Origin of the sequence: Paenibacillus radicis (ex Xue et al. 2023), assembly GCF_024722015.1 — a bacterium.
In the GTDB taxonomy this organism is placed as follows: domain Bacteria; phylum Bacillota; class Bacilli; order Paenibacillales; family NBRC-103111; genus Paenibacillus_S.
This window is the reverse complement of the sequence record NZ_JANQBD010000002.1, coordinates 403,584-418,325: the sequence shown is the minus strand read 5'-3', so window position 1 is coordinate 418,325 and position 14,742 is coordinate 403,584. Positions and strand designations below refer to the sequence as shown.

14 protein-coding genes are annotated in these 14,742 nt (G+C 42.5%); 12 read left to right on the top strand and 2 right to left on the bottom strand.

Going from position 1 to position 14,742, the window contains the following annotated elements; genetic code table 11:
• The first annotated feature begins 71 nt into the window (after nucleotides 1-71).
• The 10 genes from NV381_RS04500 (at nucleotide 72) to NV381_RS04455 (ending at nucleotide 9,632) form a co-directional block, all read left to right on the top strand.
• Nucleotides 72-833: a DeoR/GlpR family DNA-binding transcription regulator gene (locus NV381_RS04500; RefSeq protein WP_258212073.1), complete on the top strand. Its 762-nt coding sequence runs from the start codon at nucleotides 72-74 to the stop codon at nucleotides 831-833.
• Between the two features lie 85 nt (nucleotides 834-918).
• On the top strand, nucleotides 919-2,013 hold the full coding sequence (locus NV381_RS04495; RefSeq protein ID WP_258212072.1) for an alcohol dehydrogenase catalytic domain-containing protein: 1,095 nt from the start codon (nucleotides 919-921) through the stop codon (nucleotides 2,011-2,013).
• A gap of 132 nt (nucleotides 2,014-2,145) precedes the next feature.
• Nucleotides 2,146-3,198: an ABC transporter ATP-binding protein gene (locus NV381_RS04490; RefSeq protein ID WP_258212071.1), complete on the top strand. Its 1,053-nt coding sequence runs from the start codon at nucleotides 2,146-2,148 to the stop codon at nucleotides 3,196-3,198.
• A complete protein-coding gene (locus NV381_RS04485; RefSeq protein WP_258212070.1) occupies nucleotides 3,191-4,069 on the top strand; it encodes a carbohydrate ABC transporter permease in 879 nt (292 codons plus the stop codon). Before NV381_RS04490 ends, NV381_RS04485 begins: the two co-directional genes overlap by 8 nt.
• Before the next feature lie 106 nt (nucleotides 4,070-4,175).
• Nucleotides 4,176-4,943 (top strand): carbohydrate ABC transporter permease, encoded by a 768-nt coding sequence (locus tag NV381_RS04480; protein ID WP_258212150.1) that lies wholly within the window; start codon nucleotides 4,176-4,178, stop codon nucleotides 4,941-4,943.
• A gap of 50 nt (nucleotides 4,944-4,993) precedes the next feature.
• The gene (locus NV381_RS04475) at nucleotides 4,994-6,316 is read left to right on the top strand and encodes an ABC transporter substrate-binding protein (protein ID WP_258212069.1); all 1,323 of its coding nucleotides are present in this window, start codon (nucleotides 4,994-4,996) and stop codon (nucleotides 6,314-6,316) included.
• Between the two features lie 22 nt (nucleotides 6,317-6,338).
• Complete coding sequence (locus tag NV381_RS04470) at nucleotides 6,339-7,109, top strand: glycerophosphodiester phosphodiesterase family protein (protein ID WP_258212068.1); 771 nt, start codon at nucleotides 6,339-6,341, stop codon at nucleotides 7,107-7,109.
• A gap of 3 nt (nucleotides 7,110-7,112) precedes the next feature.
• Nucleotides 7,113-8,192: a hypothetical protein gene (locus NV381_RS04465; RefSeq protein WP_258212067.1), complete on the top strand. Its 1,080-nt coding sequence runs from the start codon at nucleotides 7,113-7,115 to the stop codon at nucleotides 8,190-8,192.
• A 454-nt stretch (nucleotides 8,193-8,646) separates the two neighbouring features.
• Complete coding sequence (locus tag NV381_RS04460) at nucleotides 8,647-9,093, top strand: aminoglycoside phosphotransferase family protein (RefSeq protein ID WP_258212066.1); 447 nt, start codon at nucleotides 8,647-8,649, stop codon at nucleotides 9,091-9,093.
• A gap of 20 nt (nucleotides 9,094-9,113) precedes the next feature.
• The gene (locus NV381_RS04455) at nucleotides 9,114-9,632 is read left to right on the top strand and encodes a GrpB family protein (protein WP_258212065.1); all 519 of its coding nucleotides are present in this window, start codon (nucleotides 9,114-9,116) and stop codon (nucleotides 9,630-9,632) included.
• A 38-nt stretch (nucleotides 9,633-9,670) separates the two neighbouring features.
• Here NV381_RS04455 and NV381_RS04450 read toward each other — a convergent pair whose 3' ends face one another.
• The gene (locus tag NV381_RS04450; protein ID WP_258212064.1) at nucleotides 9,671-11,434 is read right to left on the bottom strand and encodes a sensor histidine kinase; all 1,764 of its coding nucleotides are present in this window, start codon (nucleotides 11,432-11,434) and stop codon (nucleotides 9,671-9,673) included.
• Between the two features lie 13 nt (nucleotides 11,435-11,447).
• Entirely contained in the window at nucleotides 11,448-12,185 is a 738-nt protein-coding gene (locus NV381_RS04445) for a response regulator transcription factor (protein ID WP_258212063.1), read from the bottom strand.
• A 300-nt stretch (nucleotides 12,186-12,485) separates the two neighbouring features.
• Here NV381_RS04445 and NV381_RS04440 point away from each other — a divergent pair, with 300 nt between their 5' ends.
• The gene (locus tag NV381_RS04440) at nucleotides 12,486-13,817 is read left to right on the top strand and encodes an ABC transporter substrate-binding protein (protein ID WP_258212062.1); all 1,332 of its coding nucleotides are present in this window, start codon (nucleotides 12,486-12,488) and stop codon (nucleotides 13,815-13,817) included.
• 40 nt (nucleotides 13,818-13,857) lie between these two features.
• On the top strand, nucleotides 13,858-14,736 hold the full coding sequence (locus NV381_RS04435; RefSeq protein WP_258212061.1) for a carbohydrate ABC transporter permease: 879 nt from the start codon (nucleotides 13,858-13,860) through the stop codon (nucleotides 14,734-14,736).
• The last annotated feature ends 6 nt before the right edge of the window (nucleotides 14,737-14,742 follow it).

Below are 14,742 nucleotides of genomic sequence, written 5' to 3'. Positions count from 1 at the left end.
AAAAGAGCAAATATAAACATTAATAAACAAATTATTGCAAAACCGTGTTTGTCTGAAAGGGAGCGTAAACCATGTTGGCTGCGGAAAGAAAAATGAGAATCGTAGAATATGTAAGACAGCATCGTGTTGCTTCAGTCGCGGCATTAGCCTTGGAATTTGATGTTCATGAGGCAACTATTCGCAGGGATTTGGCGGAGGTTGAACAGGAGGGCTTGCTAAAGAGAACTCACGGTGGAGTCATAGTGGAGCAATTGACCCACAATGAGCCCTCTTTTAATGACAGGTTTAATGTGCAGCTTGAACAGAAAATGCGCATCGGTAAGATGGCTGCAAGTATGGTGGAAGACGGAGATCATATCATCATTGATTCGGGTACAACTACACTTCACATTGCGAAGAACTTGCTCTACCATTCGAACATTACTGTAGTAACGAATGATATTAATATTGCTGCCGAGCTGAGAGATGCCCCAGGTGTGAAGGTTACAGTAACCGGCGGAGATCTGTATCCATCGAGCTTTATGCTTAATGGCATGTTTACAGATCAAGCGCTACGTTCCCTTCATGTGTCCAAAGCTTTCATCGGTACACCTGCGATTCATCCCAAACATGGATTGATGCATCCGGAGGCGCAGCTGGTACTCGCAAAGCAAGGTATGATTAATGCGGCACAGGAAGTGATTGTGGTTGCTGATGATACCAAAATTGGCAAGTTGTCTCTTCATACGGTCGCTCCAAACTCAGCCATTCAAACTTTAATTACGGCTAAGGAGATTACAGAATACGATAAAAAGCAATTTCAGGATTCTGGTGTGAACGTAATTCTTGTTTGATTCGCGATGATATTTTCATGGATGCTTCATGCTTCTTTGAAATTTCATATAGATTGAATAGGTTTAAACGGAGGTGTTCTTATTAGTGGACAGAAGTAAAACCGGCACAGTAAAATCACGTACTCTACGCTTAACTAAGCCGAGTGAAATTCAAGAGTTGGAAGTAGCCAGGGAGCTTCGGAAGGATGAAGTTGCAGTTGAGCCAACTATTGCCAGTATTTGTCACGCTGATCTGCGTTACTTCAGCGGTCAGAGAAAGCCTGAGGTATTAGCCAAAAAACTGCCGATGGCCTTACTGCACGAGGGAATCGGTATCGTGGTCGAAAGCAGCTCATCCAAGCTCTCTGAAGGCCAGCGAGTGCTCATTGTTCCGAATTTACCGGGCTACCTGCTTCGGGGAATCGAACCTGAGCTTTGTTGTCCCGCTTGCAGAAATGAGATTGAAGATAACTATTGTTATCATTCCGAGTTTTTGGGAAGCGGTACCGATGGGATAGCTCAAAGCAGGCTGGTGCTGCCTGATATGTGTGCGATTCCGATTCCTGAATCAATACCTGATGAGATCGCTGTTTTAGCGGAACTATGCAGTGTTTCGTACAGAGCAATAAGAGGAATAAGTCATTTATTGGATCGGTCTCGGATCGCAGTATTTGGAGATGGACCTGTCGGATACTTGACCGCAGCCATGCTGCATCACGGTTATAAGATTGGCAGGGATCGTTTAATTGTCTTCGGTGCTATAAAAGAGAAGCTGGATCAATTCACCTTTGCAACGACTGAACTGGTACAGAATTACGATTTCTTAACTAGTGAGAAGGTTGATATCGTGATGGAATGTACAGGAGGGCGGTTTAGTGAAAGTGCTATCAATCAAGGAATTGATATTCTAAAGCCCGGAGGCCATCTTATTGCAATGGGGGTAAGTGAGAATCTGGTGCCGATCAATACACGCGATGTGTTGGAGAAAGGGATCACACTCCATGGAAGCAGCCGCAGCTCGGCAAAGGATTTCCAACAAGTGTTGAAGGTTATGGAAAGCACAGATTGTCAGGACACATTAAGAAAATTGCTTCCCGAGAAATATACGGTTGTGAGCACGGCAGAAGACCTCGCTGGCGCTATGGAATCTGCCATGACTCACAGGGACTGGAAAAAAACAATCCTGGACTTTCACTGGTGACACAGTGAAAGTCGTAAATGGATTGTACCATAAATCCATTCAATTGTTAATAACATCGAATTGTACAGCTGCATGAAAATGTAAACGCAACCATTTAAGGATTCTAGGAATAATTGGTGAGGAGGGTTGCTCTTGGCATCCATTGAATTCGTTCAAGTAACGCAATCATTTGATAAAAACATAATAATTGAAGGCTTGGATTTAAAGATAGAGGACGGCAAATTCACGGTATTGGTAGGTCCATCAGGCTGCGGGAAGACTACGCTCCTCAGAATGATCGCCGGGCTTGATCCTCATACTTCAGGATCGGTTCTTATTAACGGAAAAGATGTGACACGAGTAGCTCCCGGTCAAAGAGGGGTTGCCATGGTTTTTCAAAACTATGCGATTTACCCGACCATGTCTGTAAGAGAAAACATTGAATTTGGGTTGAAAAATAATAAAGTGGCCAAGGAAGAAAGAACCCGTCTAGTAGAGGGAATTAGTGAAACAGTCGGATTATTTGAATACCTGGATCGTAAACCCTCTACATTATCCGGAGGCCAACGCCAGCGTGTAGCATTGGCCCGTGCCATGGTGAAGAAACCATCCGTATTTCTAATGGATGAGCCGCTGTCCAATCTCGATGCCAAGCTCAGGGTACAGATGCGCATTGAACTCATTGAAATGCACAAAAAACTCGGAACGACATTTGTATATGTCACACATGATCAGGTAGAAGCGATGTCGATGGCGGACACTATTGTTCTTATGAATCGTGGACGGATTCAACAGGAGGCGCCCCCTGAGGTCATCTATCGTCAACCGAATAATCTTTTTGCGGCTCAGTTTATCGGAGTACCGCCAATGAATGTCGGTGAATTAGGGGCAGACGGGGTGAAATTCGGTTTCCGCCCAGAGAGTGCTGTACTTTCTGCCGAACCTAACAATTGTCATTTTTCCATGCGCGGAGTGATCGCAACAAGAGAAATGCTAGGTTCTGAAACGATTTATCAGGTGAGATCCGGCGAGCATGCGTTTATGATCAAATGCACCGAAGATTTATTTTCCTTCGATCAGGAGGTTTATGTTGGAGTGGAAGCGGCTAAAATCTTTTTCTTTGGTGCTGATGAGAACCGAATAAGTCAGGAAGACGAACGATTTGGAACTTATTTAAGAATGCTGAAAGGGCAGCAGTATGGATAAAAAACGACTGTGGGAAGCGATTCGACCCTATATTATGGTCTTACCTGCTATGACTGGCATTATTCTTTTTGTCATATATCCAGTTATCTATTTAATTAAATTAAGCTTTTATAAATACAACCTGATGAATAAGGATAAAAGCAAGTTCATTGGATTTGATAATTACACAGAAATTTTTACCCGTGAGGATTTCTACGGCGCTCTGACCAATACGGTTGTTTACACGGTAGGGGTAGTTGGATTTACTATGCTGTTATCTCTGTTGATTGCCATCTGGCTTAATAAAAAGACACGTTTCAATGCGGTTGTGCAAGCAGGCATCTTTACTCCACACATTATTTCCATTGTGTCTGTTGCGCTCGTCTGGATGTGGCTTATGGAGCCCAATCACGGCATGCTTAATTTTCTGCTTAAGGCAATTGGACTTCCGTCCTCACCATGGCTGCAGAGCTCTAGTACTGCAATGGTCTCAGTCATCATCGTTTCGGTATGGCAAAATATCGGTTATTACACTTTAATCATTGTAGCTGCACTTCAAAGCGTACCGCCAAGCATCTATGAGGCTGCTGCACTGGATAACGCAAGCCGGTTTAAGATGTTCTACAAGATCACTTTGCCGCTAATTTCACCGCAGTTGTTTTTCATATTGATCATCATGACGATCGGTTCGTTCAAAGTATTTGATACTGTAAAAATCATGACCGCAGGTGGGCCCAATAACGCAACGACCACTCTTGTTTACTATATTTATGAATTCAGAACCAATAGCATCGGGTATGCTTCAGCAACTGGAGTGGTTTTGATGGGGATCATCGCGATTCTGACGTTTATTTACTTCCGATTGCTGTCCAAAAAAGTACATTATCAATGATCTGTCGAGACGAGATGACTCACATAGAGGGGGTGTGAAAAAGGTGACATTCGATTTAAAATCCATCAAGAATACATTAGGATTTTTATGCAAAGCGGCTATTTTGATGGTGTTTGTATTCCCGTTTTTATGGATGATTTCAACCTCGCTGCAGACCTTTCAGGAAACATTGGCGTTTCCGCCTACGTGGATTCCCGCATGGCCGCAATGGATTAACTTTGTGGCGGCTATGAGAGCAGGTCCCTTTTTGACCTATGCCGGGAACTCGCTTATCGTTACATTTTCCGTTATCATTCTGCAAATAATTGTCATGATTCCAGCTGCATATGCCTTTGCCAAGTACAGGTTTGTGGGGAAAGAAATATTGTTTTCATTGGTTTTGCTCGCATTCATGATTCCCGGACAGGTGACCTTCATTCCTGTGTACTTAATGCTTGCGGATTGGGGAGTGATCAACTCACTGCTTCCGCAAATCATTCCATTCATGGCAAATGCATTTGGCATCTTTCTGCTGCGCCAATATTTTATGCAAATTCCGCAGGAAATTATAGAATCAGGGAGATTGGATAATGCCAGTGAATTAAAAATTATTATGAAAATCATGGTTCCAATGTCTATGCCGGCTTTAGCAACCATCGCATTATTTAGTTTTGTGAGCCATTGGAACGACTATTTCTGGCCGCTTGTTATGACCGATTCCGCTAACGTCCGACCGTTAACGATGGGAATTGCCATGCTAAGGGAGACCGAGGGAATAAGCAACTGGCACATTATCATGGCCGGTAATGTTGTATTGGTTGTCCCCATCTTGATTGTATATCTTTTCACTTCAAAACAAATCGTAAAAGCTTTCGTTTATTCCGGAATTAAATAAATCTGGGTGTCTTGCCAGAAAAACTATAATCTATTTGGAGGTCATCGAATATGAAGAAAACGCTTTCAGTTGCAATGTTGTCAGCGACTTTGCTATCCACTCTGCTCGCAGGGTGCTCGGGCGGTCAGTCCCAACAGGTTATAGATCCAAAAACCAATCCTCAATCTACTGCAACTCCAGCGCCAGCTAACACGGGAGGCAAAACTACCGTTCAATTTTGGCATTCTTTGGGAGGTAAGAATGGCGAATATACAGACGCCATGATCAAACGCTTCAACGCATCTCAAAATAAAATTGAAGTGGTCGGCACCTTCCAGGGGACTTACGATGAAACGGTTACGAAGGTGCAGCAAGCGGTTGCTGCTAAAACCGGGCCGGATGTAGCTATGCTAGAGCGCGCCTATGTACAGCTGTTTGCTGATTCGGATGTATTGGAGGACATGAACCCTTTTCTTAAGAAATCAGGGTTAAGCATCAATGACTTTACGCAAGGTCTTTTGGGCCACTCTACCTTCGATAATAAATTGGTATCCTTGCCATTGAACCGCTCTACTCCAATTTTACATGTAAACAAAACGATGCTGGACGAGAAAGGGCTTGCTATTCCGAAAACATGGGATGAATTAAATAAAGTAGCCAATGCGCTTGTGATTAAGGAGAATGGCGAATACAAGCGCTACGGGTACAGTATGCCCTACGACACCTGGTATCCTATTGCCATGATCACACAAGCAAAGGGCAAGTTTTTTAATGATGCCACTACTTCAATTGGATTTAATAACGGTGAAGGTGTGAAAACCTTTAAATTCCTGAAGGATATGCAGAGCACAGGCGCCTTGTATTACCCTCCAGCCCAGGACTCTGGAAATATTGTCAACCAGATGTTTACAAGCGGTAAAATCGGTATGATGTACCAGTCCACCGGCGTCATCGGAAGTCTTATGGACACGGTTAAATTCGATTATGTTACAGCCTATTTGCCAATGGACCAAGTATATGCAAACCCTACAGGAGGGGCGAATGTTTCTTTGATGGCCAATTCGAAAAATAAAGAAGCGGCGTGGGAGTTTATTCGTTGGACGATGACTGACCCTCAGGGCGGCTTGCAATTCATTCTCGATACAGGGTACCTTCCGTTTACTAAAAAAATGGTTGAGTCCCAACAGATGAAGGATCTTTGGGCCAAACAACCGAATCGTAAAGTAGCCTATGATCAGCTTCAATATGCAGTTGACACGAATAAGCATGTAGCATGGACACAAGTTATGCAAGAATTTAACAAAGCAATACAAGCGATTATGTATGACAACAAAAATATTGAAACCACACTGGATACGTTTAAGAAAGAAACAGAGCGAATTATTAAAAAATAGATGGAAAGGAAGGTAAGACTACATGATAGGACGTCTTGAAAACAATAACTCGATCGTTGTTGCAGCACATAGAGGCTTGAAATGCGATTATCCGGAAAACACGCTGCTTGCTTTTCAAAAAGCTATGGAGTCAAAGGTGGATATGCTGGAGCTCGACCTTCGGCTGTCCAAGGATGGCGTGGTCATGGTTATCCATGATGAGACATTGGAGCGTACGACGAATGGTTCCGGTAAGGTGATGGACCATACTTTGGCAGAGCTTAAACAATTGGATGCGGGAGGTTGGTTTGACCCTGTTTTTGAGGGATTGAAAATCCCGACCTTTGAGGAGCTATGCAGCTTGATTGCCTCTTACCCCGAGATGCTGTTAAATGTAGAAATTAAGCCTAGCCCTCATGCGAAATGGGTCGTGGATAAGGCTGTCGCCATGCTTGACGAATTCGGCTATCTTCCACGCTGCGTATTCACCAGCTTTGATGCGGTCATAATCGCCTATATCCATGATACTTATCAGCTAAAGACACAGGGTTTCCCGGCAGAGCTGATGCATAATTTTGATTCAGGCCCCGAAGGTACTTATTCTAAGATGTGGGCTGTAGGAATCAGTATGAAGCTGTTGACACCGAAGCTGGTTCAGGAGTTTCAGGATAAGGATATTCTTCCTTGGTGTTATTGCCCGGACGTCGATCAACAAGTCTATTATGCGCTTGGATGCGGCTCCACTCTAATGACCTGCAACAATCCGAGGCCGGCTCAAGAAATTCGATATGTGATCGAGCATAATGGGAGGTGAAGTATGAACTTCTTTCAAATAAGACGGAAGAAGAATATCCGGCAGTCATTTGGCCGAAGTCACTTATTGAAAATTGTAATTGGGGCAGCCATTATTAGTCTTCTCCCATGGTCAGCTGCTCCTATCCAAGCCAAACGCGATGTTTTGAAATCCAAGATGTTTGCCCTCTCGGAGCCGGCTGCTGAACTGATTAATGAAAAAGCGCTGCAAAATGGGACGGTATTGCAATCATTTGCTTTCGATAATGTGAATCAACACATTTATGTGGTTCAATTGATGGCAGGCGGACAGCAGCTGCCAGGGGAGGCAGGGGTAGTTAGCGGAGCAAGCAGGGATCTTAGCGGCGATCTGGCATTAACCCAGCTTGATATGTCGGGAAATAAGCTCGGCTACATGTACCTGAAAGGGTTTGGCCATGGTGTCCAGATCGGTGTGGAAACCGTGGGAGAAACAGCCTATTTATGGACGGAAACGGATTCCGTCACGGAGGGGAGCAGTGGCTGGGGAACGCAGCTTGCAAGATTTCCGTTTGAAACCGGTAAAATTCTGAATCCCGAGTCGCCTGAGCTAGAAAAATACCGTCTTGTGGAAGGTGCAGATCGAACGACTGTCAATATTGATGCAGCGAACGGCTTGCTAACCATGCGTTACCGTTTAGACGGCGCATTCCGTTTCGGCGTATATTCGCTGGAAGAAGTCAAGCAGAATAATTACACGCCATTGGCTGACGTACCTCAGCCTACAGTTGGTACATTTCAAGGGTTTGCTTCCTATGGAGGTTATTTATACCTGCTGGAAGGTACCGCTTACGGCTCGAACGGATCCGTTGCACCCGTAGGAAATACTTATATCACTGCTGTAGAATTAAAAAGCGGTGAAGTTATAGATAAGCAGCTGATGACCGCAGGAGATACGCTCACTTTCAGAGAACCGGAAGGGTTAGCCATTCATTTGCCGGATAGTAAACACCCGCATAAAGCTCAGCTAAGCTTCGGCTTTGCATCGAACTTCACCCCCAACAGGTTGGCGAATATTTATTACCTGGATCGATTGCTTCCATCGAAGGCTATTGATGCAGATTGAGGTAAAAAACCAGGATGATTCGCTCGGTGATAACTGGTTGCTGATAAAAATCGCATAGGACAATTGAAAAATACAACATCAGGTTTAACAACTTGATGTTGTATTTTGTTGTAAAAACTTGGTAGTATTACAAAGCAGGCCTTACATTTCCAAGGAGAGAAGAGGTTTAAATGAATGGACCCTACCGATAATCGCCACATTTTTATGGAACATATTCCATTTCTACAAGGTAACACTCAGATTGTCCCAATTGATAAGGGATATTCAAGCGATAAAAAGTATAGAGTTACTAAAAACAATCAATCGTATCTTCTCAGGTCCTTTGATTTTAAACATTACGGAGAAAAGCAATTCGAATACGAAGCCTTAATGAAAATGAAGGAATATAAGGTGAAATGCTCACGGCCTATTCAGATGGGAAGCATGATATATCGAGGAGTATTCCAATATTGATGTGAAGGTTAAGAATGATTTTAAAGTAATGTCTTTTATTGAAGATAACCTTCAGCTTATGAAAAATAGGCCCAATCTATTTCAGCACGATGATTTTCATGTAGCAAATCTTATTATTAAAGATAAAGAGTTGTCCGGAGTTATTGATTTTAATAGATATGATTGGGGCGATCCGGTACATGAGTTTCTAAAAGTAGGCATGTTTAGTGCGGAAGTTAGCCTTCCTTTTTCGATGGGTCAGATTATGGGGTATCATGGTAATCAAGATCCAACTGAATTATTCTGGAAGCTATATTCACTCTATCTTGCGATGTGTATCATTTCATCTGTTGTATGGATAATTAAAGTAAAGCCTGAAGAGACCGCTATTATGATGGATAAGATTGATAGGGTGCTAGAAGATCATAATTATTTTGAACTGATAAAGCCTAAGTGGTTTATATCATAACTGAAAGGGTTGAGCTGCTAATGGAAGAAGTTGTTGTTTGCGAATACAATCCGGAGTGGGTTACTGAGTATAATGTTGAAAAGGTAAAAATAGTCCAGCTCCTGAAGGACTTGATTCAAGGAATAGAGCATATTGGAAGCACAGCTATTCCTGGACTGGCAGCCAAGCCTGTAATTGACATGATGGTTGGAATAAATAACTTGCAAGACTTGACTAAGCTGCATTATGAACAATTAAAAACGATCGGCTATGAGTTTGTTGATCATCCCCATTTTCCTGAAAGAAGGTTTTTTCGAAAGGGGCAGTGGCGTGCAGGAACTCATCATTTACATATATACGAGCACAAAGCGGATAATTGGAATTCCAACTTATTATTTAGAGACTATTTAATTAATCACCCTGATTTATTGAGGGAATATAACGTTTTAAAGAAAGAACTTGAACTTGTTTATAAGAATGATAGAGCTGCATATACGAAGGCGAAAGCTCCATTTATTGAATCCGTGATAAGGAAAGCAAAAGAGAGCAGCCACAACTAAATAGATGATTTCATGGCTATGCGGCTGTCTCTGTTGAGCTAAATAGGGATATTCAGGTCGATAACAGTTCCAAATCCTGGCTTGCTGCGAATTTGAATGCCGTATGCTTCCCCGTATGTAAGAGTCATCCGTTTATTCGTATTAAATAATCCGATATGGTCATGAATCTCAGTATTTTGACGGAAATGCTCACTAATTCTCTCCAGATGTTCTTTGTTCATACCTACCCCGTTATCTGTCACCGTAATCCTCATACAGGAGGGATGGCAACGCAGCACCTTGATTTTGATACAGCCCATTCCTTCCTTTTCTTTGATCCCATGGTAGATGCTATTTTCTATAAGCGGCTGCAGCGACATCTTAATAATGCTGAACGCTTTGACGTCTTCATCGTTAAACTCCCAGTTGACTTTGAATTTGTTCGGGTATCTGATCTGCTGGATGTCGATGTAGCTTTTGGTATAATTGATTTCTTTTTCAATGGTGACAATTTCTTGAGGCCGATCCAGCGCATAGTGTAGAACCTTGGATAAGTTTTCAAGCATGAAATTGACTTCATTGGGCTGTCCGGTCAGTCTCAATGTTTTCCAATAGATAGTCTCCAGTGTATTGAACAAAAAATGTGGATTCATCTGATATTGCAGAGCTAGCAGTTCTGCAGATTTGAGCAAATATTTTTTCTCAGTTAGCTGCAGATTTAATTGATTTTGCAGGATGAAGGATTGCACGATATTGTTGATTATATAGCCATACTCGTCTTTTTTGGCGGTAAGAGCCAGCTCAGACTGCGGTGTATTATTTTCAGCAGATTTGATGATTGAGAAGATCGTTCTAATATGCCGCACATTTTTGGTAGTAATATAGTAAGCCAAGATGAATCCCAGTAGAAAACATAGTCCAAGTGACCAAAAAGTCAGCTTTCTTAGCTGTGAAGGAATGGCAAACAACGATTTATCCGGAGTGATCGATATATAATTCCAACCGTTGTTCGGTGACAGCAGCCGAAAAGCGGAGTATGCTTCACCCTTGAGCTTCAACGCTAGAGCCGTGCCGGAGTGATCATTGAATTTAGTCAAATCGAGATCCTGCAAATAGGGAAGATCGTAATTTTTGAAAATAATTGTATTCAGTTCATCGGCAATAAGCAGACTTTGATCGGGAAGGGTGTCAATATTTTTTAATTGGTTTTCGATATATTGAGTGTAAATATTAAGCGCGATGACACCGTCAGGTTGGCTGCGCGTTGTCGAGATCAGCGGTTTGTAGATGGTTGTAATTGGGATTGGTTTTTCAAAAGAACTGCGGGTTATTAGTCTGGACTCGGCAAAAATCCCTTTATTATTTTTGTTCCGCATGTAGCTCTCAAACCAGTCCTTATCGTAGTAGTCTTTCAGGTTCACTAAACCTTCCAGTGATGATGTCAAGAAATAACCGTTTTGATTTTCTATATACACGTAAATGGATTCGATGTAGGGTTGAGAATTGGCTGGGGTGTTGATGGACATCTTGAGCGAATTCATCATCTGATTTTGCTCATAGGTGATGGATTGGGTACGCAGCACATCTTTAAGCGAGTATATGACACTTGGATTGCTGAAGCTCAAGAACAAAGAGTCAAGCTGGTAAAAAATGAGCTGGATGCTTCTGTCTATTTGCAAAAATAAGTTAGAGCTGTTTCTTGTAATTTCATTGTTCACATAACGCTGTGTTATGAGAAAGGATAACGACCCAATGATCAACAACGGAATAATCATCGGGATGAGGAACAACGCTAAGTTTTTGATGAAAAATTTTCTGGGCATCGAATAGGGCTCCTTAGCGGTTTCTATATTCTCGCGGGGTTTTACCGAAATATTGCTTGAACGCCCTGGCGAAGTTTTTCGTATTGCTGTATCCGATCATTTCACTTACTTCGTAGGTTTTAAAGTTGATGTCCATTAGCAGTTCGGCAGCCTTATTCATTTTTACCCTCAGCACGTATTCCGAGAAATATTCGCCTGACTTCTCCTTAAAGTAGGTACTAACATAATGGGGATTCATATAAATCAACCGGGCAGCATCCTCGAGGCATGCATTTCGATAGTTTTGCTGCACGTAATCGTGAATGGTTTGAATAACCTTTTCATTAAAGCTGGGTGCTTCAGTAGTGTTTGTTGCCTCTGGAAGGGGAAGCTTATCCTCGTCGAGCTCTATTTTTAATAAGGTAAACACGTCATACAGTTCTTTGTATATGGTCGGCTTGACGATATAATTTTTCACTCCGTATATGAGTGCTTGCTTGGCGTATTCAAAATCCTTATAACCGCTTAGAAAAACTGTTTTTATGTTCAGCCTACGCTGATGTATACTTTGGGCAAGCTCAATACCATTCATAACAGGCATCTTAATGTCGCTCAACACAACATCCACTTCATGATTCAATATGTAGTCCAGAGCGATGAGGCCGTTTTCACAATGATAAGCAACCTCAAAGCCAAGATCATGCCAAGGGAAATATTGAGCAATGCCGCTGCGAATTTCGATTTCATCATCCACAATCACAAGCTTATACATAGAATCACACCTTTTTTGTTAAACGTCCTATGCTGCTGTAACGCATTTGCACTTCATTCTTCAAACAAATCGGTGCAACAAGTTTAGTATAGCTTATTTTCTTAAGAGAGGTTAGATGTATCAAGATGATTCCAACGTTAAGACCCTATAATCTGAATAATTGATACCTTTTTACCGGGATCGATGAAAACGTTTGAAACAATGATACGAAATATGAACGTGAATGCCTATTGTCCGCGAAAAGAGATGCCTATACTGAAATAGATATTGAATGCAAAGCAGAAAGGGAGGGATTTAAAAATGAAATCAGCCTCAAATCGGTTGAGAAGAAATGCAGGTATTTTGTTAAGTGTATGGCTATTAGCAATGACTGTACTTTCGGCATGCTCCGGGACTAATACGGTGGATTCGAAAGAGACCAAGAACACAAGTCCTAATAAAGCTGTGGAAATTACATTTGCGTGGTGGGGGACAACGGTTCATAACGAGCGGTATCAAAAAATTATCGATCTGTTTCAGCAAAAAAATCCGAATATAAAAATCAACGCTCAATATGCCGATGTTAATGCGTTCTGGGAAAAGCTGGCCGTGCAAGCGGCGGGGAGAAACCTGCCAGAGCTGATGCAGATGGATTTGACGAGAATTAACGAATGGGTATCCCGAGACTTGCTTCAGCCTTTGGATCCGTTTATTCAGCAGGATGTTATTAATTTGAAAAATGTCAATCCGATGCTGGTTTCAGGAGGAAAAGTGAACAATCAAACGTTTGCATTGCCAGTAGGAACGAATTCACCTGCCATGATCTACGATCCTGCGATGTTTGAGAAAGCCGGGGTTAAACCATTAGAGCCTGGATACACCTGGGAACAACTAGCGTCTACATCCCGGCAGTTAAAAGAGAAGTTGGGCAAAGATTATTACGTAATGCCCCTGGACGGAATGCTTGGGTTTTATCATTATTTGAGAGAAAGGGGATTATGGTTCTACAACAAGGAAAACAACGGTCTCGGATTTGATGATCAAGTATTGATCGATTTCTTGAACTACTGGGCTCCGCTGCGTAAGGATGGAGTAAGCCCGCCGGCTAATATTACCGTTTCCATCAAAAAAAATGAAGATAAGCTTATTGTAAAAAATAAATCTCCGATTGACTTCATGTATGATGCTCAAACGCAAGCGATCCAAGAGCTAAGCGGCCGCAAGCTGGAATTGACCGTGCTGCCGACGACGCCAGGCGGACAGAAAGCACTATACTTCAAGCCAAGCGTGATGCTCGCTGTAACGAAAGAAACGAGTCCGGAGAAGGCCAAAGCGGCTGCCCAATTCATCGATTTTTTCACAAGAAGTGAAGAAGCCAATCTAATTTTGCTTGGTATCCGGGGCACTCCCATTCATAAAGAATTGATGGATATCATTTATCCTAAATTGGATGAATCCGTGAAAAAAATTATTGACTATTCAAAAACAGTGGAGCCTTATGCTGCGCCCCTGTATACGGCTGAACCAGCAGGCTATTCGGAAGTGACGTCCTTGTGGGATAAATTGAATGAGCAGCTGATTTTCGAAAAAACGACTCCAGAGGGCTTTGCCAAACAGCTTCGTGAAGGTGTCAAAAAAATATTCGCCAAGTAAAACATACATCAGGATGGCTGAAAGGGAGTGAGTTCGCTAAATGAGCAGAGGTGAAATTAAACGAAACGTTGCGGGCTACCTGTTCATATCCCCATGGTTGATAGGATTTTTGGGATTTATTATCGGTCCGATGATCGCTTCGTTGTATCTTTCCTTCACAGATTACGATTTATTATCTCCGGCTCGTTGGATCGGATTGGGGAATTACGGAAATATGATGGAAGATTCACGCTTTTGGAAGTCTTTGCAGGTAACATTGTGGTTCGTCTTAGTTTCTGTGCCTCTTAAGCTGGGGGCAGCTCTGCTCCTTGCATTACTCTTTAATAGCAAGCGCAAAGCGACGAATTTGTACGCAACCGTGTATTATATTCCTTCAATTCTTGGAGGAAGTGTAGCCGTGGCCGTCATGTGGAGACAGTTATTCAGCTTGGATGGTGTAGTTAACTGGTTTACCGCTAAGGTTGGAATGGAGCCGGTGGATTGGATATTCAGTCCCGATCACTCCTTATCGGTCATAATTTTGCAAGTAATGTGGCAATTCGGAGCGCCCATGCTCATTTTTTTGTCGGGATTAAAAGCGATTCCTAAAGATTTGTATGAGGCGGCTTCCGTCGACGGAGCCAATGGTCTGAAAAGATTCCTATCCGTTACTCTGCCCATGCTCACGCCAGTGCTGCTATTCAATTTGGTGATGCAAACGATTCATGCTTTTCTCACCTTTTCCCAAGCGTATTTGATTACTGGCGGAGGTCCGTTGGATGAAACTTTATTTTATGCCTTGTATTTATACGATCAGGCTTTCACTCATCATAAAATGGGATATGCATCGGCTATGGCATGGGTGCTTCTTGCGATGATGGCTAGCTGCACGGCGCTTATCTTCAGGTCATCCCGGAAATGGGCTCATTATGAATCTTAAAGGGGA